Annotated in this window: 27 protein-coding genes; 12 read left to right on the top strand and 15 right to left on the bottom strand. The window is 62.0% G+C overall.

What is annotated here, in order from left to right:
* Positions 1 to 24: 24 nt before the first annotated feature.
* On the top strand, positions 25 to 612 hold the full coding sequence (locus HU730_RS02060; protein WP_054918657.1) for a TetR/AcrR family transcriptional regulator: 588 nt from the start codon (positions 25 to 27) through the stop codon (positions 610 to 612).
* On the opposite strand, the gene HU730_RS02055 is transcribed toward HU730_RS02060, so the two are convergent.
* Positions 596 to 1,951, bottom strand: coding sequence for an MATE family efflux transporter (locus tag HU730_RS02055; RefSeq protein WP_034127331.1), 1,356 nt, complete (start codon positions 1,949 to 1,951; stop codon positions 596 to 598). The two genes, HU730_RS02060 and HU730_RS02055, sit on opposite strands and share 17 nt — an antisense overlap.
* 80 nt (positions 1,952 to 2,031) lie before the next feature.
* A complete protein-coding gene (locus HU730_RS02050) occupies positions 2,032 to 2,862 on the bottom strand; it encodes an IclR family transcriptional regulator (protein WP_034127330.1) in 831 nt (276 codons plus the stop codon).
* Positions 2,863 to 3,104: 242 nt separating this feature from the next.
* On the opposite strand from HU730_RS02050, the gene HU730_RS02045 reads away from it, so the two are divergent.
* Genes HU730_RS02045 through HU730_RS02015 form a run of 7 tightly spaced genes read left to right on the top strand, consistent with a single transcriptional unit; the run spans position 3,105 to position 9,542 of the window.
* Complete coding sequence (locus HU730_RS02045; protein ID WP_034127329.1) at positions 3,105 to 4,133, top strand: ABC transporter ATP-binding protein; 1,029 nt, start codon at positions 3,105 to 3,107, stop codon at positions 4,131 to 4,133.
* Positions 4,130 to 4,975: an ABC transporter permease gene (locus HU730_RS02040; protein WP_034127328.1), complete on the top strand. Its 846-nt coding sequence runs from the start codon at positions 4,130 to 4,132 to the stop codon at positions 4,973 to 4,975. Before HU730_RS02045 ends, HU730_RS02040 begins: the two co-directional genes overlap by 4 nt.
* 4 nt (positions 4,976 to 4,979) lie before the next feature.
* The gene (locus HU730_RS02035) at positions 4,980 to 5,774 is read left to right on the top strand and encodes an ABC transporter permease (protein ID WP_034127327.1); all 795 of its coding nucleotides are present in this window, start codon (positions 4,980 to 4,982) and stop codon (positions 5,772 to 5,774) included.
* On the top strand, positions 5,774 to 6,064 hold the full coding sequence (locus HU730_RS02030) for a (2Fe-2S)-binding protein (protein WP_014718832.1): 291 nt from the start codon (positions 5,774 to 5,776) through the stop codon (positions 6,062 to 6,064). Before HU730_RS02035 ends, HU730_RS02030 begins: the two co-directional genes overlap by 1 nt.
* Entirely contained in the window at positions 6,061 to 7,404 is a 1,344-nt protein-coding gene (locus HU730_RS02025) for an FAD-dependent oxidoreductase (protein ID WP_034127326.1), read from the top strand. Before HU730_RS02030 ends, HU730_RS02025 begins: the two co-directional genes overlap by 4 nt.
* A complete protein-coding gene (locus HU730_RS02020) occupies positions 7,401 to 8,498 on the top strand; it encodes an FAD-dependent oxidoreductase (protein WP_186527776.1) in 1,098 nt (365 codons plus the stop codon). Before HU730_RS02025 ends, HU730_RS02020 begins: the two co-directional genes overlap by 4 nt.
* 12 nt (positions 8,499 to 8,510) lie before the next feature.
* Positions 8,511 to 9,542 carry an ABC transporter substrate-binding protein gene (locus HU730_RS02015; protein ID WP_127881644.1) on the top strand — a complete coding sequence of 344 codons (1,032 nt, stop codon included), beginning with the start codon at positions 8,511 to 8,513 and terminating at the stop codon, positions 9,540 to 9,542.
* A gap of 3 nt (positions 9,543 to 9,545) precedes the next feature.
* On the opposite strand, the gene HU730_RS02010 is transcribed toward HU730_RS02015, so the two are convergent.
* Together HU730_RS02010 and HU730_RS02005 are read right to left on the bottom strand one after the other, a co-directional pair.
* Positions 9,546 to 10,193, bottom strand: coding sequence for an isochorismatase family protein (locus HU730_RS02010; RefSeq protein WP_186527777.1), 648 nt, complete (start codon positions 10,191 to 10,193; stop codon positions 9,546 to 9,548).
* A 222-nt stretch (positions 10,194 to 10,415) separates the two neighbouring features.
* Positions 10,416 to 11,189, bottom strand: coding sequence for an L-iditol 2-dehydrogenase (locus HU730_RS02005; RefSeq protein WP_186527778.1), 774 nt, complete (start codon positions 11,187 to 11,189; stop codon positions 10,416 to 10,418).
* Between the two features lie 254 nt (positions 11,190 to 11,443).
* Between HU730_RS02005 and HU730_RS02000 the strand changes: the two genes are divergently transcribed.
* On the top strand, positions 11,444 to 12,391 hold the full coding sequence (locus HU730_RS02000; protein ID WP_186527779.1) for an AraC family transcriptional regulator: 948 nt from the start codon (positions 11,444 to 11,446) through the stop codon (positions 12,389 to 12,391).
* On the opposite strand, the gene HU730_RS01995 is transcribed toward HU730_RS02000, so the two are convergent.
* Positions 12,373 to 13,185 carry an aminoglycoside phosphotransferase family protein gene (locus tag HU730_RS01995; RefSeq protein WP_186527780.1) on the bottom strand — a complete coding sequence of 271 codons (813 nt, stop codon included), beginning with the start codon at positions 13,183 to 13,185 and terminating at the stop codon, positions 12,373 to 12,375. The two genes, HU730_RS02000 and HU730_RS01995, sit on opposite strands and share 19 nt — an antisense overlap.
* 212 nt (positions 13,186 to 13,397) lie before the next feature.
* Here HU730_RS01995 and HU730_RS01990 point away from each other — a divergent pair, with 212 nt between their 5' ends.
* Complete coding sequence (locus HU730_RS01990; RefSeq protein WP_032872109.1) at positions 13,398 to 14,348, top strand: nucleoside-specific channel-forming protein Tsx; 951 nt, start codon at positions 13,398 to 13,400, stop codon at positions 14,346 to 14,348.
* Between the two features lie 14 nt (positions 14,349 to 14,362).
* Positions 14,363 to 15,394 carry a purine nucleoside permease gene (locus HU730_RS01985; protein ID WP_186527781.1) on the top strand — a complete coding sequence of 344 codons (1,032 nt, stop codon included), beginning with the start codon at positions 14,363 to 14,365 and terminating at the stop codon, positions 15,392 to 15,394.
* Positions 15,395 to 15,544: 150 nt separating this feature from the next.
* Here the strand turns inward: HU730_RS01985 and HU730_RS01980 are convergent, their stop codons facing one another.
* From HU730_RS01980 to HU730_RS01955, 6 genes are all read right to left on the bottom strand, one after another.
* Positions 15,545 to 16,504, bottom strand: coding sequence for a zinc-binding alcohol dehydrogenase family protein (locus HU730_RS01980; protein ID WP_186527782.1), 960 nt, complete (start codon positions 16,502 to 16,504; stop codon positions 15,545 to 15,547).
* A 28-nt stretch (positions 16,505 to 16,532) separates the two neighbouring features.
* Positions 16,533 to 16,706: a DUF1427 family protein gene (locus HU730_RS01975; RefSeq protein ID WP_014718843.1), complete on the bottom strand. Its 174-nt coding sequence runs from the start codon at positions 16,704 to 16,706 to the stop codon at positions 16,533 to 16,535.
* A 69-nt stretch (positions 16,707 to 16,775) separates the two neighbouring features.
* Positions 16,776 to 17,552, bottom strand: coding sequence for a helix-turn-helix transcriptional regulator (locus HU730_RS01970; protein ID WP_072448636.1), 777 nt, complete (start codon positions 17,550 to 17,552; stop codon positions 16,776 to 16,778).
* 114 nt (positions 17,553 to 17,666) lie between these two features.
* Positions 17,667 to 17,837, bottom strand: coding sequence for a putative metallothionein (locus tag HU730_RS01965; protein WP_019816816.1), 171 nt, complete (start codon positions 17,835 to 17,837; stop codon positions 17,667 to 17,669).
* Positions 17,838 to 17,925: 88 nt separating this feature from the next.
* On the bottom strand, positions 17,926 to 18,381 hold the full coding sequence (locus HU730_RS01960; RefSeq protein WP_003191976.1) for a DMT family transporter: 456 nt from the start codon (positions 18,379 to 18,381) through the stop codon (positions 17,926 to 17,928).
* A 4-nt stretch (positions 18,382 to 18,385) separates the two neighbouring features.
* Complete coding sequence (locus HU730_RS01955; protein ID WP_014718846.1) at positions 18,386 to 18,874, bottom strand: DMT family transporter; 489 nt, start codon at positions 18,872 to 18,874, stop codon at positions 18,386 to 18,388.
* Positions 18,875 to 18,993: 119 nt separating this feature from the next.
* Here HU730_RS01955 and HU730_RS01950 point away from each other — a divergent pair, with 119 nt between their 5' ends.
* A complete protein-coding gene (locus HU730_RS01950; RefSeq protein WP_054918678.1) occupies positions 18,994 to 19,926 on the top strand; it encodes a LysR family transcriptional regulator in 933 nt (310 codons plus the stop codon).
* Positions 19,927 to 20,002: 76 nt separating this feature from the next.
* On the opposite strand, the gene HU730_RS01945 is transcribed toward HU730_RS01950, so the two are convergent.
* The 4 genes from HU730_RS01945 to HU730_RS01930 form a co-directional block, all read right to left on the bottom strand.
* Positions 20,003 to 21,322 (bottom strand): Nramp family divalent metal transporter, encoded by a 1,320-nt coding sequence (locus HU730_RS01945; RefSeq protein ID WP_072448638.1) that lies wholly within the window; start codon positions 21,320 to 21,322, stop codon positions 20,003 to 20,005.
* 42 nt (positions 21,323 to 21,364) lie between these two features.
* A complete protein-coding gene (locus HU730_RS01940) occupies positions 21,365 to 22,918 on the bottom strand; it encodes a DUF726 domain-containing protein (protein ID WP_054897040.1) in 1,554 nt (517 codons plus the stop codon).
* 132 nt (positions 22,919 to 23,050) lie between these two features.
* Positions 23,051 to 23,356, bottom strand: coding sequence for an XRE family transcriptional regulator (locus HU730_RS01935; RefSeq protein ID WP_057977105.1), 306 nt, complete (start codon positions 23,354 to 23,356; stop codon positions 23,051 to 23,053).
* Entirely contained in the window at positions 23,349 to 23,714 is a 366-nt protein-coding gene (locus HU730_RS01930) for a type II toxin-antitoxin system RelE/ParE family toxin (RefSeq protein ID WP_034127312.1), read from the bottom strand. The genes HU730_RS01935 and HU730_RS01930 overlap by 8 nt, the downstream gene beginning before the upstream one ends.
* Positions 23,715 to 23,776 lie beyond the last annotated feature (62 nt).

Genomic DNA, 23,776 nt, shown 5'->3' with positions numbered 1-23,776 from the left:
CAATCACTTAGCCAAGAGACGCCCATGAGCCGAGCCCGAGCTGAAATGATCGAAGACACCCGCGCCCGCCTGATAGCGAGCGCGCGCCGGGCCTTCGCCACCCAAGGCTATGCCAATACCTCGATGGATGACTTCACTGCCCGCGCCGGCCTGACGCGCGGTGCGCTGTATCACCACTTTGGTGACAAAAAAGGGCTGCTGGCGGCGGTGGTCGCTCAACTCGACAGCGAGATGGACGCGCGCTTGCAACGCATCTCGGAGCAGGCCGTAGAGCCTTGGAGTGGTTTTTGCGAGCGCTGCCGGGCCTATCTGCGCATGGCCCAGGACCCGGAAATCCAGCGCATTGTATTGCAGGATGCACCGGCGGTACTGGGCGACACCGGCTCCCAACAACACTGCGTGGAGTCCTTGCGTCAATTGCTGGAGGCCCTGATGCAAGCGGGCCTGATGCCTACGGCACCCAGTCACGCACTGGCGCAGTTGATCAACGGCAGCCTGGTCAATACCGCGTTGTGGATTGCCCGGGATGAACACCCGGGCACACGACTGGAGGAAGGCTTGCAAGGCCTGGAGCTGCTCCTGCAGGGGCTGAGCCTCACACCAACCGTTTGATCTGCTTATGCCGCCACACCAGGCGGTAATAGGCGATCTGCAACACCAGCATCGCCAGGTAGGTCACCGGAAATGCCATCCACACTCCTTCCAATCCGAAGTGGGCGTTGAACAGATAGGCCATTGGCAGTTCCACGCCAAGCACGCAGAAGATCGAGATCGCCACCGGCATCAGCACCACGCCGCTGGCGCGCATGATGCCGCCGATCACCGCCTGGAAGCCGAATACCAGAATGCTCCAGAGCATGATGTGCAGCAGGTGTTCGGCCCGTACCCGTGCGCTGTCGTCGGTGATGAACAGGCCCAGCAACCAGTGGGACAGCCCATAGCCGAGCACGATCAAGCCACCGGTGAGGCACAGGTTGATCACAAGCCCCGTGCGCAGGATCGGCCCGATACGCTCCAGGCGCCCGGCGCCAATCGCCTGGGCGCCGAGGATCGAGGCGGTGATGGCAATCGACAGCGCCGGGAACTGCACATAGTTGACGATCTGCGTCACCGCGCCATAGGCCGCCGTGGCCTGGGAACCGTGGCCGTTGACCAGGGCCAGGATGACCAGCTCCGACAGCGATAGCACCACCATCTGCAAGCCCGTCGGCAGGCCGATGCGCAGGACTTTGCCGAGGACGACGCGGTCCAGGCGCAAGGCGGCAAGCAGCTCGCGGTCTGGCGCCATCACGTGGTTTTTGTGGCGCAGGCGCAGGACCAGAAACAGCATCGCCAAAGCGTTACCCACCAGCCCGGCATACACCGCACTCTGGATGCCCATGGGCGGCAGGCCGATCCAGCCGCGAATCAGCGCAGGCGTCAGCAGCAAGCCCACCAGGGTTGAGACCATCAATGCCAGCAACGGCGAAATCGTGTCGCTGACCCCACGCAACAGTTGGGTATAGAGGATGAACACCAGCAGCAACGGCATGATCAACATCATCATCTGGGCGTAGCCCACGGCATCGTCGAGCACATCCACCGGCGTGCCCAACGCCTGCAATGCCGGGCGCGCGAACAGGCTGCCCAGCACAGCGGCCACCAGGCCCACCAACGCGCCCAGGGTCAGGGTGGCACCGGTAATCACCTTGACCATTCCGGTCTCCTGGGCGCCCCATGCCTGGCCGATCAATACCGAGGCGCCCGCCCCCAGGCCGATCACCAGGGCGATAAAGAAAAACACGATGGGAAACATCCCCGACACCGCGGCCAATGCCTGGGTGCCCAGCATCTGGCCAACGTAAATGCCGTTGAGGGTGCCGGAAAAGCTTTGCAGGAAATTGGACAGCACCATCGGTGCCAGGAACAACAGGTAGATTTGCCACAGCGGACGTTGCAAAGGGTTTTGCATGAAAAACGGGGCCTCGAATCACGAAAGCGTCTCAGGGTTATACCGTAACTGGATCCAATATGCTGTTGTGAAGGCCCGTGTTAACCCCCAAAGGTCTGCGACGGCCTGCGCAACGTCGGGTCAAACGGATTGAGCCGCGGCCCGATGGCCGCCGCCTCGCGCTTCAACAACTCCACCACCATCGGCAAGCGGCTCGGCCCCAGGCGGTCGCTGATGGTCGCCACGCTCAACGCCGCGACCGCATACCCGTCGCGGTTGAGGATGGGCACCGCCAGCCCTGCCATGCCTTCCAGCACACCGGTGTTGCGTGCCGCATAACCCAGCTTGCGCACGTTCTCCACTTCGGAGCGCAACAGCACTTCGTCGTACAGGTGGAAGTCCTTGAGCCGTGGCAGGTTGTAGCGGATTACCGTCTCGCGCTCTTCTTCCGGCAGAAACGCCAGGATCGCCAGGCTGCCCTGCCCCACACCCAAGGCCACGCGCCCACCGATATCGCCGGTGAAGGTACGGATCGGATACGGCCCCTCGCTGCGGTCCAGGCAAATGGCGTCGAAGCCGCTGCGCGCCAGCAAGAACAGCGAGTCCCCCAGCGAAGCGCTCAGGCGCAACAGGCTGGGGCGCACCAGGTCGCGCAGGTTGCCGGTCTTGCCCGCGTTGGCCGCCAACGCGAAAAACTCCAGGCTCAGGCGATAGCGCTTGCTGCGTGCATCCTGCTCAACCATGCCTTCGTCCATCAGGCTGCGCAGCAGACGATGGGTGGTGGGCTGGGACAAGCCCACCTGTTGGGCGAGCTGGGTGACCCGCTCGCCGCCCTCGGGTACCTGCCCAAGGGTTCGCAGCACAGCAAACAACCGGGAGACGCTGCCCGCACCAACTTCTTTGCCGCCGTCATTTCGCTCAGTGGAATCCATAACACCTAATCTCGTTAATAATTCTGATCAATGAATAAATCGCAAAATAGTAGTCCGTTGAGTGAAATTTCAGCTTCCGCCCATCCTAGTCTCCGTCCTAATCTGCGTCCACAGGGGCGAAATGAACAACAACCGGCAGCCGACTTGAGATCGAGCGCCAACGCACCGGCACCGCACTTTTCGCATCTGCCCAAAACAAGAAAGCGCGTTTAGACGCGACTGAATAAAGGTGGAACGCAAACATGGCATTTCTCCAACTCAAAGCCTTGAGCAAACGCTATGGCGCCGTCGATGCGGTGGTCGCCACTGATCTGGCGGTGGAACAAGGCGAGTTCGTTTCCCTGCTCGGCCCTTCAGGCTGTGGCAAGACCACCACCCTACAAATGATCGCCGGTTTCGTCGACGTGAGCGGCGGCCAGATCCTGCTCGACGGTCGCGACATTACCCACGCCAAGCCCGCCAGCCGTGGCCTGGGCGTGGTGTTCCAGAGCTACGCGCTGTTCCCGCATATGAGTGTGCGCGACAACGTGGCCTTCGGCCTGAAGATGCGCAAGGTGCCTGCGGCCGATATCGCCACCCGCGTCAATACCGTGCTGGAGCTGGTGCGCCTGGCCCAACATGCGCAACGCTACCCTCGTGAGCTGTCCGGCGGCCAGCGCCAGCGCGTGGCCCTGGCCCGTGCGCTAGTGATCGAACCGCCGGTGTTGTTGCTCGATGAGCCGCTATCCAACCTCGACGCCAACCTGCGCGAAGAGATGCAATTTGAAATCCGTCGTATCCAGTGCGCGGTGGGCATCACCACCCTGATGGTCACCCATGACCAGGCCGAAGCCCTGTCCATCAGCGACCGCGTGGTGGTAATGCAGGCCGGGCGTGTGACTCAGATCGATGCGCCGTACAAGCTCTATGAGCACCCGCGCACGCGGTTTATCTCAGACTTCGTCGGCAAGGCCAACCTGCTGGCTGGCGACTACGACGCGCTCGGCGCCCCCCAAGTACGCCACGACGGCAGCGCAGGCAAGCTGACCCTGAGCCTGCGCCCGGAAAAAATCCAACTGGTGGACCCTGGCACCGGGCGCGTGCAAGGCAAAGTGCTGGACCGCTACTTTTTCGGCAGCCAATGGCTGTACCGCGTCCAGACCGCCCTGGGCGAAATCACCGTGGTGCGCAGTAACGACGGCAGCGCACCTTTGGCTAGCGGCGCGGCAGTGGGCCTGCAATGGCAGGCCGATTTGCTGCGGGTACTGGCCGCCGATGAGGTGCACCCATGAGTCGCGGTTACCTGCTCTCGCTGCCAGCGCTGGTGCTGTTTGCCGGGCTGCTGATCGTGCCGCTGGGCTTGACCCTGGTGCTGTCGTTCAATGTGTTCGACTACCAAGTAGGCGTAAAGGCCGATGAGTGGACCCTGGCCCATTACTGGGCGCTGTTGAGCGACGCCTACTTCTACGAGATTTTCTGGCGCACGTTCTGGATCAGTGCCCTGGTGACGCTACTGTGCGTGGTGATCGGCGTGCCGGAGGCTTACATCCTCAGCCGCATGGGCACGCCGTGGCGCTCGATTTTCCTGATAGTGATCCTCACACCTCTGCTGATTTCAGTGGTGGTACGTGCGTTTGGCTGGAGCCTGCTGCTCGGCGCCGACGGCCTGGTCAACCAGGTGATCCAGGCCCTCGGCGGGCGCCCGATGAAGCTTCTCTATACGCCGTTCGCCGTGATCATTGCCTTGGTGCACGTGATGCTGCCGTTCATGATCATCCCGGTGTGGACCTCCCTGCAAAAGCTCGATCCGTCGGCCGAACAGGCGGCGTTGTCCCTGGGCGCCAGCCAAGTCACGGTGATGCGCAAGATCGTGCTGCCCCAAGTGATGCCCGGTGTGCTGTCCGGCACCTTGATCGTGTTCGGCCTGGCCGCCAGTTCCTTTGCGATCCCCGGCCTGCTGGGTGGGCGGCGCCTGAAGATGGTCGCCACCGTGGTGTACGACCAGTACCTCTCGGAACTCAACTGGCCCATGGGCGCGACCCTCGCGGTGGCGCTGCTGTTGGTCAATCTGCTGATCATGCTGAGCTGGAACCGCATGGTCGAAGGCCGCTACAAAAAGTCCCTGGGGGTTTAAGCACATGTCCAGAAACGGTCCTTTGGCCCTCGGCTTTCATGCGGTGGTGGTGCTGTTCATGATGGCGCCGCTGGTGGTGGTGTGCCTGGTGGCGTTCACGCCAGAGAACACTTTGAGCCTGCCCACGTCGGGCTTCTCCCTGCGCTGGTTTCGCGCAGTGTTCGAACGCGCTGACTTTATCCAGGCGTTCTACAACAGCCTGATCCTGGCCTTCACCGCCGCCACCCTGGCGACCCTGATTGCGGTGCCGGCGGCCCTGGCGATCAGTCGCTATTCGTTCCCGGGGCGCGATTTCTTCAGCGCGCTGTTCCTGTCGCCCATCATCATTCCGCACTTGGTGCTGGGGGTGGCCATGCTGCGCCTGTTTGCGCTGATGGGCGTAAACGGCAGCTTTACCTGGCTGATGCTTGCGCACGTGGTGATCATCACCCCCTACGTGTTGCGCCTGGTATTGGCGGCGGCCATCGGCATTGATCGCAGTGCCGAGCAGGCCGCCGAATCACTCGGGGCCGGGCGCTTTACGCTGTTCCGGCAGATCACCCTGCCAATGATTTTGCCTGGCGTGGCCGGTGGGTGGTTGCTGGCGTTCATCAACAGTTTCGATGAAGTGACCCTGTCGATTTTCGTCAGCTCGCCGGCCACGCAAACCTTGCCGGTGCGCATGTATGTGTACGCCACCGAGTCCATCGACCCGATGATGGCGGCCGTGTCGGCGCTGGTCATCGCACTGACGGCAGCGACCATGATTGTGCTCGACCGGGTCTACGGCCTGGACCGCGTGCTGGTGGGGAAACACTGATGGCCTTGTTCAAGCGACTGAGCGAAACCCAACGCCCTGCCCTGGCCTTCACCCTCGACGGCCAACCCGCCACGGGGTTGCTCGGCGACACCCTGCTGACCGCCATGCTGACCTGTGCCGAGCACCTGCGCGGCAGCGATTTCAGTGCCGAGCGCCGCGCCGGGTTTTGCCTGATGGGCGCGTGCCAGGATTGTTGGGTGCGGCTGGCCGACGGGCGGCGGGTGCGCGCCTGTTCGACCCTGCTTGAAGACGGCCAGGCGATCAGCCGTGACCCGGGGCGCCAGCCATGAAGCCGGTGGTGATTGTGGGTGCAGGCCCGGCGGGGATCAGCGCGGCGCGCACGTTGCTCGACCATGGCATTACACCTTGCCTGGTGGATGAGAGCCCGCGCGGTGGCGGGCAGATTTATCGGCGCCAACCTCCAGGGTTTCAACGCACTGCCAGGCAGATCTACGGGTTTGAAGCGCGCAAGGCCCAAGCCGTGCACCGCACCATGGATGAATTGGCAGCCTTGATCGACTATCGGCCCGATACCTTGGTATGGAATGCCGAGGACGGTCGCCTGGACATGCTCAATAACGGGCGCGCCGACAGCCTCGAATACGCGCAGGTGATAGTCGCCACCGGCGCCACCGACCGCATCCTGCCTGTGCCGGGCTGGACATTGCCCGGTGTCTACAGCCTGGGCGCGGCGCAAATCGCCTTGAAGTACCAAGGTTGCGCGATTGGCGAACGCGTGGTGTTTTGTGGCTCAGGGCCGTTGCTCTATTTAGTCGCTTACCAATACGCAAGGGCCGGTGCTAACGTGCTGGCGGTGCTCGACAGTGCGCCGCTGAGCGCCCAATGCCGGGCCTTGCCGGCGCTGCTCAGGCAACCGGCGACCCTGGCCAAGGGCATGTATTACCGCGCCTGGCTGACCGCCCACGGGATTGCCGTGTATCAGGGCGCAATGCTCAAGCAGATCGACGGCGACCAACGGGTACGTGGTATTCGCTGGGGCGAACAGACCCTGCCCTGCGATGCGGTGGCCTTCGCCCACGCCCTGCGCAGCGAAACGCAATTGGCCGATCTGCTCGGCTGTGAGTTTGCCTGGAACCCGCTCAATCGCGCCTGGCTGCCGCAACGTGACAGCGCCGGGCGCAGCAGTGTCGACACGGTGTACCTGGCGGGCGACGGCGCCGGGATCATGGGCGCCGATGCCGCGCAAATGGCCGGCGAATGTGCCGCGCTGGCGTTGCTGGAAGATACCGGCGTCGCGGTCGACCCGCACCGTCGGGCTACACTGGAGCGGCAGTTGGCGCGTATCCAGCGCTTTCGCCAGGGCCTGGAAACCGCGTTCCCCTTCCCTGAGCACTGGGCTGCGCAGGCGCCGGACGAACTGGTCGTGTGCCGCTGCGAAGAGGTCAGCGTCGGCGAGATGCGCGCCGTGGTAGATGAAGGCCACTGGGAAATCAACCGGGTCAAAGCCCATTGCCGCGTTGGCATGGGCCGCTGCCAGGGACGGATGTGCGGGTTGGCGGCGGCGGAAATCGTGGCAGAGCGCAGCGGCCGCGACCTCCCACAGATCGGGCGCTTGCGTGGCCAGGCACCGATCAAGCCGCTGCCGTTTGGCGTGCAGGTACAGCCATGATCGACGTCATCGTCTTGGGGGGGGGCATCGTCGGGGCTTCGGCGGCCTTGATGCTCGCGCAAAAAGGCCAGCGGGTGGCACTGGTAGAACGGGATTTTTGTGGCTCGCACTCAAGCGGCGTCAATTACGGCGGCGTGCGGCGCCAGGGGCGGCCCTTGCATCAGTTACCGCTATCCCAGCGCGCTCACCAACTGTGGGCCGACCTGCCTGGGTTGATTGGTATTGAGGGTGAATACGTGCGCTCCGGGCATTTGAAGCTGGCGCGCAGCCCCGGGGATTTTTCCGCCCTGCAAGCCTACGCCGATCAGACCCGAGGCTTTGGCCTGGGCTTGCAGCTGTTGGACCGCAGCGAGTTGCGCAAGCGTTTTCCCTGGGTGGGCGACGTGGCAGTGGGCGCCTCGTTGTGCCCGGATGATGGGCATGCCAACCCGCGACTGGTGTCCCCAGCCTTTGCCCGTGCCGCCCAACGCCACGGCGCTGCGGTGTACGAGCAAGCCGAGGTGATCCGCATCGAGCACGACAGCCGACTGTTCCAGGTGCACTGCGCCAACGGCCTGCACTTGCAAGCGCCCTGGCTGCTCAACTGCGGCGGCGCCTGGGCCGGCAAGGTCGCCGCGCAATTGGGCGAGCCGGTGCCGATTATCTCGGCGCACCCGGCAATGCTGGTCACCGAGCCACTGCCGGGAGTGATGACCGTCAGCACCGGCGTCGAGGGCGGCGGCATCTATGCTCGGCAAGTCGCCCGTGGCAATTGCATTCTCGGCGGCGGGCGCGGCTTTGCCTTGGGCCCACAGCAGGCCCGGCCGGGGCAGGCGGCGGTGCTGGAGATCCTGCGCAATGCCGGCGAACTCTACCCGTTTCTCCAGGGAGCCCAGGCCATTCGCACCTGGAGTGGCACCGAAGGTTACCTGCCTGACCACGAACCGGTGATCGGCCCCAGCAGTACCCAATCCGGCCTGCTCCACGGCTTCGGCTTTGCCGGCGCCGGGTTCCAGCTCGGCCCCGCAGTTGGTGAAGCCCTGGCAGAGATCGTCTGCGACGGCGCCAGCCGCCAACCCATCGAAGCGTTTTCCATCCGTCGTTTCCAAGCCTGAGAGGAAAAACCCATGCAATCACGTCTCGCGTTGTCCTGCTTGTCCATCGCCTTGCTCACCGGCACGGCCCATGCCGCCCCTACGCTGTACTTGGGCATGAACGGCGGCACCATGGAACGGGTGTACGCCGACAAGGTGCTGCCCGCCTTCGAAAAGGCCAATAACGTCAAGGTCGTGATCGTACCCGGCACCTCCTCGGACATCCTTGCCAAGGTCCAGGCCAACCAGGCCAACCCGCAGATGCATGTGATGTTCCTCGACGACGGCATCATGTACCGCGCCATCTCCATGGGCCTGTGCGACAAGCTCGCGCCGAGCCCGCCACTGGAACAGATCCCGGCCAAGGCCCGAATCAAGGACGAAGCCGTGGCCGTGACCCTGGGCGTCACCGGCCTTGGCTACAACGCCAAGATGTTCAAGGACAAAGGCTGGGCCGCGCCCACCTCATGGATGGACCTGGCCGACCCGCGCTTCAAGGACAAAGTGGTGTTCCAGTCCCTGGCCTCCTCCACCTTCGGCCTGCATGGCTTCTTGATGTTCAACCGCATCCAGGGTGGCGATGAAACCAATGTGGAACCGGGTTTCAAGGCCTGGCCTACGACCGTGGGCCCCAACGTGCTGGAATACATTGCCAGCTCCGCGAAGATCTCCGAGATGGTCCAAACCGACGAGGCCGCGATCTTCCCCCTGACCCCGACCCAAGTCGCCACGCAAAAGCTGCTCGGCATACCGATGGAGTACGCGCAGCCCAAAGAAGGTGCCGTGGTGCTCAACGTGGCCGAATGCGTGATCGCCCGCAATGACCAGCCGGAACTGGCGCAGAAGCTCGCAGCGTTCTTGCTGACCGCCGAGGCCCAGGCGCCGGCGTTGGAAGAAGGTGACCAGATCCCGTCGAACCCGACCACACCCACCACCGACAAAACCCGCGCGCGGGTGGAGGCCATGCAGAGTTATCTGCAAACCGCCATTTCGATTGATTGGGACCAGGTCAACCAGGCACGGCCGCAGTGGAATGCGCGGTGGAGTCGGTCGATTGAGCGTTGAGGCTCAGCCCTGCGCAATCAGGGCCAGTTCTTCGCGGGTGCGACTGACGTGTGCACCGGCCTTGAGCAATTCGTCGACAGCCCGTACACCGCCCTCCTCGCTGATGCCTCGGCACGCCGGCAAATGCAGGACCACTTGCAATCCGGCTTTGAGCAACTGCAACGCAGTGGTCTTGACGCAATAGTCCAGCGCCAGCCCGCCCACAATCACGCAGGCCACGCCGTGGGCCTTGAGGTACTCGATGACGCCGGTGGACAGTTTGTCGTGCAGGTCGTGGTAACAGGCGCCGTAGGGGTGCAGGTCGGGCTCGACCCCTTTCCAGATGAAGTAGTCGTAGTCATAGGGCGTGGGCAATTCATCGAGCAGGGTGAACCCTTCCGTACCCGGCACGCAGTGGCTGACCCAGGTCACATCGGCATGGGCCAGGCCGGTGGGTTGCAGCATCTCGCTGTGCTGCGCAACCACCCAGGGTGCGTGGGGGGTGTGGGCGTCCTTGCTGCCGATGCGGTGGCCGGCGAGACTGGCCATGTAATTGAGTTCGGCACCAATGCCGTCGCCACCGGCCACTGGCAACTCGTTGGGACACAAAGGCGTGAAGCTCTTCTGGGCGTCGACGTCAAATGAAGCGATGGCGGCTTTCGAAAGGCTCATGGTCGTTCTCGGGTGGTCTGCACGTACGACCGCCTCCGGGCGAGCGTAGAAATCTTGAAGTATGGGACAGTTTACTGCGGGGATCGATGCGTTGCTGACTTACCCTATTCTCAAGCACGCTGAAGTTCAAAGGTGGGAGCTGGCTCGCCTGCAATGACGGGAGTGAATCCACCAACGCTATCGCAGGCAAGCCAGCTCCCACAGTTGGGTCAGCGTCAACCGCTAGTTCATCCAATTGCCGCCATCGACGTTATAGGTCTGGGCCACCACATAGTCGGCGTCCGTCGACGCCAGGAAGATCGCCATGCCGGTCAGGTCTTCAGCCGTGCCCATCCGCCCAAACGGCACCTCATCCCCTACGCGTTTTTTCTTCTCGCCAGGCGACAGCCCTTCATGCCTGGCGAACAGCGCATCCACCCCATCCCAATGCTCACCGTCCACCACACCGGGGGCGATGGCATTGACATTGATGCCCTGCTTGATCAGGTTCAACCCCGCCGATTGCGTCAGGCTGATCACCGCCGCCTTGCTCGCACAATAAACCGCCACCAACGGCTCGCCTCGCCGCCCGGCCTGGCTGGCCATGTTGATAATCTTGCCGCCATGCCCTTGGCTGATCATCTGTCGGGCTGCGGCCTGCAGAGTGAACAGCGTGCCGGCGACGTTGATCGAGAACAGCCGTTCAAAGCTGTCGCGGGTGATGTCGATGATGGGGGCCAGGTCGAACAAGGCGGCGTTGTTGATCAGGATATCGAGCTTGCCGGCGTGGCTCACCACTGTGGCGATCGCTGCGTCGATGGAGGCTTGGTCGGTGACATCCATCGACACCGCGTAAGCCTGGGGCCCCAGTTCGGCGGCGGTGGCCTGGGCCTGTTGCAGGTTGATGTCGGCGATGGCCACGGTGGCGCCTTCAGCGATGTAGGCCTGGGCGAACGCACGGCCAATGCCTCGCGCCGATCCAGTGATCAGCGCGCTTTTGCCTTCGAGTCGTTTCATGGGGGGTCCTGTAAAGGTTATTGCCGGTAGCCGGTGAACACCGCCGAGAACAGCTAGCCGACCTTTGTTGTTGAGCCTCGATTACAGCAGCTTGGCCTGCCGCCTCACAAACGGCTGGCGAATGCGAGGCTGATACTTTTTTAACTTGAGGCACAGGATCAAAAAAGTATCAGCCTCAGGCGAAACCAGGGCTAGCGCAGCGATTGCCAGTGCGGGTATTTTGGGAAAATTGCACCGCCACAAGAGGCAGCACCATGCCCGTCAGCCCCGCCACCCTGTTCGAGCATCGCCCTGCCGAGCTTGAGGTGATCCTGACCGAACCGGAACATGGTTTTCGCTGGTTCGAACATGACTATCCCTATGAACTGGCACGCTGGAACCACCACCCTGAATTCGAAATCCACCTGATCCGCCAAGGCAGTGGCAAGCTGGTGGCGGGCGACTATATCGGTGCATTCAGCGCCGGGCATATCGCACTGATCGGCCCTGGCCTGCCCCACGACTGGATCGGTGACCTGGCCCCGGGCGAATACCTGCACGGGCGTGATGTGGTGCTGCAATTCGACGGCGCCGCCCTGCTCGCTCTGCGCACCACCCTGCCTGAGCTCGGTGATTTACAGTCACTGTTTGCACGGGCGCGACGGGGCATCGAATTCACCGGCGAGACCGCAACGAGCGCGGCACGGCTGATGGAGGCCATCGGCTGCGCCCATGGGCTGCAACGCCTGGCCCTGTTCCTGCAATTGCTCGACACCCTGAAGAACGCACCGCCTGCACAGGCCAATACCCTGGCCAGCCCGTGCTATGCACCGACGCTGGATGCGCGCAGCGCCGAACGTATCAACAAGGCGCTCGACTACCTGATGCGGGAACTGACCGGCGATGTACGCCTGTCGGACATCACCCGGCAACTGGACATGAGCGAACCCGGCTTTTCGCGGTTTTTCAAGCGCAACACCGGCCACGGCTTTATCGACCTGATGCGCAAGTTCCGCGTGCAGCGTGCCTGCCGCTTGCTGTTGCACAGCCAAATGTCAGTGGCGGACATCTGCTTTGAGGTGGGCTACGCCAACCTGTCGAATTTCAATCGCCACTTTCGTATCGAAATGCACCAGACGCCGAGTGAGTACCGGCGGCAGGCCGCACTTCAATTATTCACGCCGGTTACCCATCACCCGCCGCCTTACTCGCCCGCCCCTTGAGCCAGTGCCTGCTGTGCCAGACGGGCAACCTGCAACTCAATCATGGCACGCTCGCGCTCCTGGTCTTCCAGAAACCAGGCGGCAGACAACCCGGCATGAGCCACCACCCATTGCAACAAACGCGGACGTGAGAGGCCGGCCGCCAGGGCGATAACCCCAACCTGGCGGCGGAAACGCAGTGGATCGCTACTGGTCGGCAAGTCCGGATTGCAGATCAGATTAGCGTAATCGTAACCGCGCTCGCCCATCACCCGCTTTGGATCGATCGCCAGCCAGCCACGAGGGCCAAAGTCGAGGATATTGTCGTGATGGCAATCACCGTGCAGTACCACAACCTCCTGTTGCGCAGCCAGCAATGTCCGGGCCGTCGCCGCGCAGTCGCGTAAGGCACCGCCCTCCTGTTCGGCGGCGTGCCACAAGGATCTGAACCACTCATCCAGCCCAACCAACCCTTCGGGCGGCGACACACGAGGCGCATGCAGCCGGGCCAGGGTTGCGCAGGCGATATGGCTGGCTTCGTCGTCCTGACCATTGAGGGCCATGCGCATCAAGGAACCTGGGCCCGTGGCGCGTTCCATTAACACTGCAGTGTGGTCATGGGCGAACACCCGTGCCGCGCCGTCACCGGCCCACCAACTCAGCAGGCGGCCGCCGAGTTTTTCCTCAGGGGTATGAGCAATTTTCAACATCGCCGGCACGCCCTTCCAGCGGACCGGCAACAGGTGGCTGCCGGGTGTGACGATAGGCTCTCCATCGGCACTCAGCTCCCAGGCACGCAGGTAGTGTACGAACATCAGATTCCTCCACAGGGGTGACGCATCAGGATGACAGAAATCCCACTGTTTTCCTGACCAAAGCGTCGGCTAATTGCTCTTTTTTCTAGATAGTTCAAGCCATTGACCCAAGTTGGTGCAACCTGTGCAAACGTTTGCGGAACGAACTTGACCGCCAAGTTCACTCCTCCCCGTCTAATCGGGTTTAAACCGCGTAAGAATAAGGACTTTCAATGCACCCCACCTCAAAGCCTCGTGCTGGTCTTGGCGTTTCGTTGCTACTGGCTGCCGTTACGGGAGTACTCAGTGCACCCATTTTGGCGCAGGAAAAGCCCGTGGATGACTCAGCACAGGGCGAAACCCTCAGCCCTGAAGCCAACCCTCCGGCGAAAAAAGGCGTGTATCTGTCCGAGTGGTTTAACCAGGACCTCACGCTGATTGGCAGCAAAGACATCAGTTTTGGCCCCAAGCCTCAAGATGACGTCTACCTGGAATACGAGTACTTCGGGCGCAAGGGCCCCTTTGAGTTGTACGGCTATATCGATGTGCCGAAGATCCTCACCATCGGTAACAGTAATGACAAAGGTGTGTGGGACCATGGCTCGCCGGTGTTCATGGAGCATGAACCGCGGATCTCCATCGACTACCTCGCAGGACGCAGCCTGGCAATTGGCCCATTCAAGGAATGGTATGTGGCCTTTGACTGGATCTACGACCACGGCAGCCGCAAGGAAAACCGCGCCAACACCCTGTACAGCGGCCTGGGCACCGATATCGACACCCACTCGCGAGTCAACCTGTCGGCCAATTTCTACGGGCGTTACCAGTGGGAAAACTACGGCGCCAGCAATGAGTATTCCTGGGACGGCTACCGAGCGCAGATGAAGTACATCGTGCCCATTGGCAAGTTCGACAACGGCGCCTCGCTGACCTACATCGGTTTCACCAACTACGATTTCGGCTCGGACCTGCACAAGGACAACCCGGCGCGCACCGCCAACTCCCTGGTGGCCACCAACGTATTGCTGTACTCGTTTACCCACCTGCGCTTTACCCTGGTCGGCCGTTACTTTCACAACGGCGGCAACTGGGAGGATGGCAGCGAGTTGAATTTCGGCGAAGGCAACTTCCGCGCACGCTCAGACGGCTGGGGTTACTACGCTGGCGTGGGCTATCAATTCTGATCAAGGAGCTGTAGATGAACGCATTGACCCGTGTCTCGCTGGCCGTCGGCCTGGCCCTATTGCCTCACGTGGTGCTGGCGGATAACCCGCCACCGATCAAACCCAAGGTGATGCTGATCACCATGTTCGCCCCCGAGGCGCAAACCTGGATCGACCGCCTCGAGCTTAAACAAGAAGTACGCGTTCCGGGCTTGTCCGCCGAATATCCCGTGATTCGCTGCAACACCCAAGACGTGTGCCTGCTGGTGACCGGCATGGGCCAGACCAACGCTGCCGCGTCTACCCTGGCCCTGGCCTTGTCGCCCAAGTTCGACCTGCGCCAGAGTTACTTCCTGATCGCCGGAATCGCCGGTATCAGCCCCAAGCACGGCACCATCGGCACCGCCGCCTGGGCTCATTACCTGGTGGAGTTCGGCACGCAGTGGGAGCTGGATTCACGGGATGCACCCAAGGACTGGCCGACGGGCTATATCGGGATCAACACCAAGGGCCCCAACGAAAAACCACCGTTGGACTACAAGACCGAAGTGTTTGAGCTCAACCCCAAACTGCAAGCCAAGACATTTGCCTTGTCGCACAAGGTGGAGCTGACAGAAAGCACAGAGTCCGCCGCTTGGCGCAAACACTACCCCGCCGCCCCGGCCAACCAGCCGCCGCAAGTCACCCGCTGCGACACCCTGGCGGGCAACACCTGGTTTTCCGGTACCCGGTTGAGCGAACGTGCCGAAGTCTGGACCAAGTTGCTCACCGACAACAAAGGCGAATACTGCACCACCCAACAGGAAGACAACTCCACCTACGAAGCGCTGCTGCGCGCCAGCCGCGAAGGCTTGGTGGATATCCAGCGTCTGGCCGTGGTGCGCGCAGGTTCCGACTTTGACCGGCCTTACCCTGGCTACAGCGAAGTGGACAACCTGCTCAAGTATGCGGACCAGGGTGGGTTTGTACCGGCGCTGGAAAACCTGTACCGCACGGGCAACCCGTTGGTCCAAGCGATTGTGAAGAACTGGTCGGCGTGGGAAAAAGGCGTTCCCGAAACCGAATAAAGATCAACACTCTGGGAGCGGGCTTGCTGTGGCGAGCAAGCTTGCTTGCGCTGGGGTGCGTAGCGCCCCCAAAAAAGCCGGCTCCAGCTGCGCTATCGAGCGGGAGCAAGCTCCCTCGCCACAGCAAGCCCGCTCCCACATTTCTATCCATCAGGGCAGGAAGATGATTTTGTCTGGGCTGCCGTTGTTCACTTCTGCATAGCACTGAACACTCTCCACCAACGCCACTTCACGCAACCCCGTAGGCAGCGGCAACAGGCCTTCATCAAAGAAGCGCCCAAACGCCTCAAGCATCACCGCGCATTGTTCGCAGCTATAGAGCAACGAGTTGATCCCCACCACCGACCCGCCCTTACGGTACAGCGCCAGGGCCGGTAACTGCACATGGCCGTCAACCGGTGCGGCGATGATGGCGATGCGGCCGAACGGTGCCAGCCCCGCCACCGCGGCAGGCAGCCAGAAACCGGTAGTGTCAAAGATCACGTCGGCGCCGCCCTTGAACACGGCCTGCACTTGCGCGCCCAATTCCTCCGGCTTGCCCAAGGCAATCGCCTCCAGCCCTTGGGCCTGCAACATCTCGAGCTGATCGGCCTTGCGCACGGCCGCCAATACCTGCGCACCGCGTATCTTCGCCAGCGCCAACGCCGCACTGCCGACCGCGCCGTTGGCGCCGACCACCAGCAAGCGCGTGCCCTTGCCAACGCCGCTGCGCTCCAGGGCATCCCAGGCGGTGGTATAGGGCACACCGAGGCTGGCCGCCTGGGCAAGGCTCAAGTGCGTAGGTTTGTACGCCACGCCCTTGGCTGACACGCGCAGGTATTGGGCATGGGAACCGTCAGCGAAAAAACCCAGGTCACGACCGGTGCCCCAGACCTCCTGGCCGAGCAATGCCTGCGGGCCTTCCACCACCACGCCTGCGAAGTCACGCCCAGGGATGCGTGGCATCGTGGTGTAGGGGAAACGGCCAAGCACGTTTTTGACGTCGCTGGGGTTCAGGCCCGCCGCGTTGACCTTGACCAACACTTCGCCGGCAGACGGTACCGGCATGGGCACCTCCACTAGGCGCAGGTGGGCGAGGTCGCCGGTGTCGGTAAATTGCAGTGCGTTCATAGAGGGCATCCGTGGAAGGAAAAAGGGATCAGGACAACCAACCACTGACCAACTGCCGCGCCATGGGCCAGAGCTTTTCGCCGAGCAGCATGCCCATCAGGCCGACCAGTGCGATAGCGGGCGGTGCAGGCGAGCGGAAGTCCAGCGCGCCGTAGATCACGCCGACAAACAGGCCGATGGCCAAGGAAATCAAATAGCTCATGAACGCTGCGCCCGGTTGATTGATGGGCTCAGTCTAGGGCGCGTCTACCGTGGGTATCGGCCAAGTGCTTCAGGATTTCGGCCAACCCCTGTACTGCGACGGCGATACTCCCAGTTCACGTCGGAACATGTCACTGAAGCTACTGGGCGAATAGCCCAGGGTGCGCGCTATGCCGCTCACCGAATGGCCCTGGATCAACTCCGCCGCCGCCGTAGCCAACTGCACCTGACGGCGCCACTGGGCAAACCCCATGCCCAGGTGCTGCTGGAACAACCGCGCCAGGGTGCGCACGCTGGCGCCCGCGGCCTCGGCGTGCTGCTCGAACGGGATGTCCAGGGAGGGCGACGTCATGACGGCCTGGCACGCATTGATCAGCCGACGATCAGCCGCCACCGGCATGGCGATGCGAATAGGCGAGCGCCGTGCGCGTTGCAACTCCAACAGGGCCAGGCCTACGACAGCCTCGTAATAGGCCGCATCGCCGTGATCGCCCTGCTCCACCAATGTCACGATCAACTCACGCAACAAGCGGCCCACTTCTATGACCTGCACCTGGCTGTCCAGCGTCGCTGCCAACGCCGGGCGCAGGTAGATATTGCGCATCTGCAAATCGGAGACCACGCGGATCCCGTGCTCCACCCCCGGTGGCAACCACACCGCACGCTGGGGCGGCACCACCAGCGCTTCGCGGGGCGTCTCGACCCACATCACACCGCTCATCGCGTAGAGCAACTGGCCCCAATCGTGACTGTGCGGCTCTACGTACAACCCACGCGGGTAGGTACGCGCCAACGGCTGCACGGGAACGGCGTGATCACTGAGGTCGGGGGGCGCGGCCAGGGCCATTGCGGGTACACATCAATCGGGTCGGGTGACCATGGTAAAGACTGGTCGCCGGCAAACGAACTGTTTTTACTCATCCTGCAGGCACCGGGTGGCCGGGCCTGCAGGTCAATCCTGTCAACCGTGGGCTGACTTGGCGCATTCGCAACCCGTCGCCGCCGCGCAGGGTTCACCATGAGCATGGTGCTCGGCACAGCCCTGGCAGCAATAGCCCTTGCCGTCTTTCATTATTGCGTCAGCGCCCAATACACATTTGCAGTGAGGGCAAGCACAGGTTTGATCTGGCATGGTCAGACTCCTTTTTCATGGTCGTCCGGTGCGGCGAGCGCCGCACCTTAAGCAGTGACCCTGGGCAAGCAAGCATGGTTCAGCGCCGTCAGTCGGCCCGGCGGCTATTACTGCGGTACATGAACACCAACGCCAGGGCAAGCAATAGCATGGCGAGGATACGGCTGCCCGACAGCTCGATCGCCGGGTTGCCCAGCCAGCCAAAGTTGTCGATCAGCATGCCCATGCCCAGTTGCCCGACAATCACCGCCACCGTGGCGACGGCTGTGCCGACCACAGGCACCGCGCCGACCATCACCATCATGTACACCACGCCAAACAGGGCACCGGTCAATTGCCACTTTGGCACCTCCAGCAGGCTGACGGCCTGGGCCGGTTCGAAGAAAAATATCAACAGCGCCGTGGTCAGCGCGCCCACCGCGAAGGTCAACAGACTGCTGCGCAATACACCCACCGTCTGGCCCAGACGCCCATTGATAGCGGCCTGCACACTCAGCACCGCCCCCGCTGCAATCACCACCACCAACAACATAAACAGATTCATCGTCTTAACCTCGTGCAATCAGAACCAGAGCCGCCACAATCAACGCCAACGCGATCCAGCGCTCGCCATTGACCCGTTTGCGCGCCGTGCCGAACCAGCCGAAGTGGTCGATCAACACACTCTTGCCCACCTGGCCCGAGAGGATCGCGATCATGGTCATCGCGATGCCGATGTGGGGCGTGGCCAGGGTCAACACCACCACGTACATCGGCCCCAGAAACCCGCCGATCAGTTGCCAGCGCGGCAGCTGCGTGAATGCTGGACCCTTTTGCGGGCCGCTGAACAGCAGCAGTAAAAACAGAATCGCCGTGCCAACACCAAAGATGCTCAACGTCGCCCACAAATGCCCGACCTGCGCACCCAATGGCCCGAGCAACCCGGCCTCCACCGACAGGCCCATGCCCGCCAGAATTACCAACGGCAACAGCAGCAGCCGTAAAAGGTTATTGCTCGGCCTGGCCTGCGCCAGGCCTTCGGTAGAACGTGCCTGCATACATCACCCGTGTATCAAGAAGGGAAAAACATGGCGCGCATTATCCGGTGGCCGTGTTGTGCGATAAATGGGAATATGCGGACAACACCTTTGCGCAAAACGCACAGCCTGGAGAGACGATGCAGGGCTTGAATGAACTGAGTTTCAAGGCGCTACGCCTGTTTGTGGCCGTGCTGGACCAGGGCAGCTTTTCCGAAGTGGCCCGCCGCGAAAGCCTGGCGCCCTCCTCCATTTCGCGGCAGATTCAACTGATGGAACAGGCCGTCGGCCAGCAATTGCTCTACCGCCATACGCGTGCCGTCAGCCCCACCGAAGCTGGCCGCCTGCTGGGCCGTCACGCACGCTTGCTACTCGAGCAGTTGGAGACGGCTAACCAGGCCCTGCAGGAGCAAGACAGCGAACCCAGCGGTCTGGTGCGCATCAACGCGCCCATGGCGTTCGGCCAGCGTCACCTTTCACCCTGGCTGGGAGGGCTGTGCCGGCGCTACCCGAAGCTGCAACTGGATATCCAGCAGACCGACACCTTCGTCGACCCGCTGCAAGACGGCACCGACCTGCTGTTTCGTATCGGCGTGCTCAATGACTCGGGCATGCAGGCGCGCATCTTCGCGCCGCAACGCTTTCGCATCGCCGCCAGCCCCGCCTACCTGGCCCAGCATGGCACGCCGCGCCACCCCGACGAACTGGCCCACCACCACTGCCTGGCCTACAAAGGCATCACCGGTCAGCAGCGCTGGTTCTTCCGCCGCGGCCAAGGCGATTGGACCCCCTACAGCGTCAGCGGCCCCATCACTGGCAACCACGCCGACACACTCACCCACGCCGCCGAACAAGGCCTGGGCCTGGTGGTGTTTCCGTCCTGGCTGATTGGCGAAAGCCTGCGCGCCGGCACCTTGCAGGCGGTGCTGAGTGAGTATGAGGTCGCGACAACCCTGGAGCCCCAACAGATCGCCGCGTTGTGGCCGGGCAGCCGCAGGCTCTCATTGAAGGTGCGCACGGTGATCGACTATTTCGTGGAGTGTTTTGGGACGGTGCCGTATTGGGATCGGTGAGTGTGACCGCCCCCTGATGGAGCGCAAACTGTTCGAAGGCGGTGTTGAGAAAACGAGCACATGACTCAACCCTAGCTCAGAACAACCACTGCCCAATCAACCACGCATTCGCCCCACTGATCACCGCGAACAAAAACCACGCCAGCAGCCGCGTGGGTAACCGGTTGACGAATGGCCCCATCAATTGCTTGTCGCCGGTCATGCGGATCAGCGGGTACAGCGCAAAGGGCAACTGCAGGCTCAGGACCACCTGGCTGAGAATCAGCAGCTTGCCGATGGCATCATCACCCATCAGCCATACACCTAGAAACGCCGGGATCAGCGCCAGCCCACGGGTAATCAGGCGGCGCTGCCAGCAGGGTATGCGCAGGTTGAGGTAACCCTCCATGATCACTTGGCCGGCAATGGTGCCGGTAAAGGTCGAACTCTGACCCGAAGCCAGCAAGGCGATACCGAACAGAATGCTGGCGAAAGCACCGCCGACCAAGGGATCGAGCAGGTGATAGGCGTCCTGGATCTCCACCACATCGGTATGGCCGGTCTTGTAGAAGGCTGCAGCCGCCAGCACCAGGATGGCGCCGTTGACCAACAGCGCCAAGGCCAGGGAGCCGATGGTGTCGATACGCGCCAGCTTGACCGCGTCCTGTTTGCTCGCCAGGTCCTTGCCGATCAGGCGGGTCTGCACGATGGAGGTGTGCAGGTAGAGGTTATGAGGCATGACCGTCGCGCCGAGAATACCGATGGCCAAGTACAACGGCGCCGCATCGCTGATAGCCGACAGTGACGGAGTGAAGCCACTGAGCACGTCGGGCCAGTAGGGTTTGATCAGCACCAGTTCGATGAAAAAGCACACGCCGATGGTGGCGACCAGCGCCAGCATGATCGCTTCCAGGCGGCGAAAACCACGATTTTGCAGGGCCAGGATCAACAGCGTATCGAAAGCAGTGATAACAATGCCGGTGGTCAGCGACACGCCCAGCAACAGGTGAAACGCCAGGGCGCAGCCGAGCACTTCGGCAAGGTCTGTGGCGATGATGGAGATTTCCGCCAACACCCACTGGGTACGAGCAGAGCGCTGGCTGTAGCGCTCACGGCACAGTTGCGCCAGGTCCTTGCCAGTGGCGATACCCAGCCGTGAACACAGGCACTGCACCGCCATCCCCGCCAGGCTGGCCAGCAGCACCACAAACAACAGGCTGTAGCCGTAGCGTGAACCGGCTTCAATGGCCGTTGCCCAGTTGCCGGGGTCCATGTAGCCGATGGAGATCAACAGGCCGGGGCCAGCGAACATCAGCACCCGTTTAAAAAACGAGGCCTTGGGATCAACAGCGACAGAGCCGGCCACTTCCGGCGGGCAGAACGGGGCGGTAGCGATTTTCGGCAGGCTGAATTTCACGCGGTATTCCAGGCAAATACACAAGACTTGGGCAGCAGCTTATCAGTCGGACGCGACCGTGCGCATCACCGTGTCTCGCGGCAGGTCAAACGCTTCCACCACTTGCACCACCAGCTCCAGTTCCTGGTTAAGCGCCTCGCGCTCCATGCGCTGGCGAATCACGCCGATCACCAGTACCGCCAGGGTGGTGATCGAATATGCCGGGCCGGAAAACGCTCGCACCCCGCTGACCAGCAACATCGCCGCAGCCAGCGCCTGGCCCACCACCGGAATCGCCGTGGCCGCACCGCGCCGCAGGATAAACCCGGTCAGCCCGGCCAACGCCGTGCCGCTCAAGGCGGTGGTGGCCGAACGCCCCAGATCGAAACGGTTGAACAGCCCCTGCTCTTTCTGTGCAGCCGCCTTGAGCTCGGCCTCGAACGCCTGGCGATCAGCGCGACTGAGTTTGTCCTTGTACTGCTCGATCAGTGTTTCTGCGACCTGCCCTTCGATCTCTGCCAGCGCCACGTGTTCAAGTGGTTGGTCGAACTTGATGCCCAGGCGTTGCGCCACATCTTCGGCAATCTGGCGATAGCCCACGCCATGGCCACGGGCCAGGTTCATAAAGCTATCACCGCCCATGCGCTGCAATTCAATGGCCAGTTTCAACGGCTCGCGCACACTGGCATCAATCGCGGCACTGCGCTTTTGCGCCATCAGTTCGGCAAGAAACTTCAGTTCCTCCGGCCGCGCTTGCACCAATGCCGGGTACAGGTCCACGTCCGCTTCGGCAAAACGCACTTCACTGCTGCGTGAGTCCACACGGATCATGCCGCGCCGCTCCTGCAGCAAATCGGTGTACTGCACCACCGTCTTCAACTGCGGCCAATAGGCGGCATGATCGAAGCTGGCCAGGTGCACATTGGTGACCTTGGACTTGAGCGCGGGCGTTACGTCAATCGCATAGCGGCCAATGCAACGCTCGGTGTCGGGTTTCATGGCCAGCGCCCAGTCCTTGCTGGAGTGGCAGTTGATCAACCGCCCCTTGAGCGGCGCCGACACATCGTCCCAGGGGCTCGATGTACAAATCGCCCCGCCCATCAACAACAGGTTATCGAGCGGCAGTTCGCGAGCAATCTCGGGGCTGGCCAGCAAGCTCTTGACCAGGATACGCGCGCCCAGGGAGTGGCCGATCAGGTTGATACGCCGTACCGGCAGCGACTGGTCGTGCAGGTAGCCGGCCAGCTCTGGCAATAACGTCTTGGCCACTTCATCGACCCGTGCCTCGACACTTTTGTAATGGTCGAGAAAATAGGCAATGGCCTTGCCCACGCCCACCGTCGCCGCGCCCAGGCCGCCACCGCCGAGCAGCGAGGCGAGCACGTCCTTGAACGGTGCAAACAGGTTTTCCAGAAAATGCCCCGCCGGCCAGAACAACATCAGGTTGGTCGACCCTTCGATACCGGCCAGTTGCTCCTTGAAACTGCCCAGTTGCTGACGGTTGAAGAATGCCGAATAACCGTGAACATAGAGATTGAGCACATCCCCCTGGGGCTCGCCACACAAGACGAACGTGGGTTTGCGGGTGCGGTGCATTTCATCCCACTGGTGTTGCATGGGGCGGTGACTCCTGGCGGAAGGGATGGCGATAGTAACAAACAGAGCCGACAAGGAAGGTGAATCCTGACCAGCGTTCGCCACGCTCAGGACAATTGGAATAGCCTGAATCTGGCGAAGAGCCCAGCTACTTCAACAGGCAAAGTTGTCAATTTTGACCTGGCCATCCGGAAAAGTGGCGATGATTTCCAGCTCGCCCCCCATCGCACGTATGTAGTCACGCAACGTGCTGATGTACATATCAGTACGACGCTCCATCTTCGAAACCGCTGCCTGGTTGATATTCAATGCCTTTGCCAGGCTTGCCTGGCTCAGTTGCTGGGCTTTGCGCAACTCATGCAGCGGCATTTCTTTCAAGTGTTGCTGAAATATCTGCTCGGCATCGGCGTGCGCCTCAGGTGTCATGCGAGCTTTCAGTTCCGCGAATTTCTTAGCCATGGTCACGGCCCTCTTTACGCAATGAGTCTAAATGTACGTCGTACAGCTTCTCTGCCAAGGGTACGTACTCGTGGTACCAACGGTGCTGTGCGGTTTTATCGCCACCTATCAGCAACACTGCACAGCGCCGAAAATCGAAGGCATACAACACCCTGTAAGGTCGCCCTGCATGCTGTACCCGCAACTCTCGCAGGTTGCCGTGCCGAGCACCCTTGATATCGCTGCTATGGGGAAAGCGCAGCCCAGGCCCGAACAGCCCCAGCAAATCAACACTGGCAGCCACCGACGATTGCTCCTTTGCATCCAAGCCATCCCACCACTCTTCGAATTCATCCGTGTATTCAATGTCCCAGACCATGCAAATATGCCACCCAAGGAATATAAACTCAAGTGCATAACTTTAGGCCGGCGTCGGTTGGT

The sequence above is a fragment of the Pseudomonas sp. SWRI22 genome, from assembly GCF_014268395.2.
Lineage (GTDB): Bacteria > Pseudomonadota > Gammaproteobacteria > Pseudomonadales > Pseudomonadaceae > Aquipseudomonas > Aquipseudomonas paracarnis.
This window is presented reverse-complemented; position numbering and strand designations above follow the sequence as displayed.

Excerpts from the sequence above, each read along its gene's own strand:
- HU730_RS02060 (WP_054918657.1), top strand. The coding sequence starts at position 25 with ATGAGCCGAGCCCGAGCTGAAATGATCGAAGACACCCGCGCCCGCCTG.
- HU730_RS02055 (WP_034127331.1), bottom strand. The coding sequence starts at position 1,951 with ATGCAAAACCCTTTGCAACGTCCGCTGTGGCAAATCTACCTGTTGTTC.
- HU730_RS02050 (WP_034127330.1), bottom strand. The coding sequence starts at position 2,862 with ATGGATTCCACTGAGCGAAATGACGGCGGCAAAGAAGTTGGTGCGGGC.
- HU730_RS02045 (WP_034127329.1), top strand. The coding sequence starts at position 3,105 with ATGGCATTTCTCCAACTCAAAGCCTTGAGCAAACGCTATGGCGCCGTC.
- HU730_RS02040 (WP_034127328.1), top strand. The coding sequence starts at position 4,130 with ATGAGTCGCGGTTACCTGCTCTCGCTGCCAGCGCTGGTGCTGTTTGCC.
- HU730_RS02035 (WP_034127327.1), top strand. The coding sequence starts at position 4,980 with ATGTCCAGAAACGGTCCTTTGGCCCTCGGCTTTCATGCGGTGGTGGTG.
- HU730_RS02030 (WP_014718832.1), top strand. The coding sequence starts at position 5,774 with ATGGCCTTGTTCAAGCGACTGAGCGAAACCCAACGCCCTGCCCTGGCC.
- HU730_RS02025 (WP_034127326.1), top strand. The coding sequence starts at position 6,061 with ATGAAGCCGGTGGTGATTGTGGGTGCAGGCCCGGCGGGGATCAGCGCG.
- HU730_RS02020 (WP_186527776.1), top strand. The coding sequence starts at position 7,401 with ATGATCGACGTCATCGTCTTGGGGGGGGGCATCGTCGGGGCTTCGGCG.
- HU730_RS02015 (WP_127881644.1), top strand. The coding sequence starts at position 8,511 with ATGCAATCACGTCTCGCGTTGTCCTGCTTGTCCATCGCCTTGCTCACC.
- HU730_RS02010 (WP_186527777.1), bottom strand. The coding sequence starts at position 10,193 with ATGAGCCTTTCGAAAGCCGCCATCGCTTCATTTGACGTCGACGCCCAG.
- HU730_RS02005 (WP_186527778.1), bottom strand. The coding sequence starts at position 11,189 with ATGAAACGACTCGAAGGCAAAAGCGCGCTGATCACTGGATCGGCGCGA.
- HU730_RS02000 (WP_186527779.1), top strand. The coding sequence starts at position 11,444 with ATGCCCGTCAGCCCCGCCACCCTGTTCGAGCATCGCCCTGCCGAGCTT.
- HU730_RS01995 (WP_186527780.1), bottom strand. The coding sequence starts at position 13,185 with ATGTTCGTACACTACCTGCGTGCCTGGGAGCTGAGTGCCGATGGAGAG.
- HU730_RS01990 (WP_032872109.1), top strand. The coding sequence starts at position 13,398 with ATGCACCCCACCTCAAAGCCTCGTGCTGGTCTTGGCGTTTCGTTGCTA.
- HU730_RS01985 (WP_186527781.1), top strand. The coding sequence starts at position 14,363 with ATGAACGCATTGACCCGTGTCTCGCTGGCCGTCGGCCTGGCCCTATTG.
- HU730_RS01980 (WP_186527782.1), bottom strand. The coding sequence starts at position 16,504 with ATGAACGCACTGCAATTTACCGACACCGGCGACCTCGCCCACCTGCGC.
- HU730_RS01975 (WP_014718843.1), bottom strand. The coding sequence starts at position 16,706 with ATGAGCTATTTGATTTCCTTGGCCATCGGCCTGTTTGTCGGCGTGATC.
- HU730_RS01970 (WP_072448636.1), bottom strand. The coding sequence starts at position 17,552 with ATGGCCCTGGCCGCGCCCCCCGACCTCAGTGATCACGCCGTTCCCGTG.
- HU730_RS01965 (WP_019816816.1), bottom strand. The coding sequence starts at position 17,837 with ATGCCAGATCAAACCTGTGCTTGCCCTCACTGCAAATGTGTATTGGGC.
- HU730_RS01960 (WP_003191976.1), bottom strand. The coding sequence starts at position 18,381 with ATGAATCTGTTTATGTTGTTGGTGGTGGTGATTGCAGCGGGGGCGGTG.
- HU730_RS01955 (WP_014718846.1), bottom strand. The coding sequence starts at position 18,874 with ATGCAGGCACGTTCTACCGAAGGCCTGGCGCAGGCCAGGCCGAGCAAT.
- HU730_RS01950 (WP_054918678.1), top strand. The coding sequence starts at position 18,994 with ATGCAGGGCTTGAATGAACTGAGTTTCAAGGCGCTACGCCTGTTTGTG.
- HU730_RS01940 (WP_054897040.1), bottom strand. The coding sequence starts at position 22,918 with ATGCAACACCAGTGGGATGAAATGCACCGCACCCGCAAACCCACGTTC.
- HU730_RS01935 (WP_057977105.1), bottom strand. The coding sequence starts at position 23,356 with ATGGCTAAGAAATTCGCGGAACTGAAAGCTCGCATGACACCTGAGGCG.
- HU730_RS01930 (WP_034127312.1), bottom strand. The coding sequence starts at position 23,714 with ATGGTCTGGGACATTGAATACACGGATGAATTCGAAGAGTGGTGGGAT.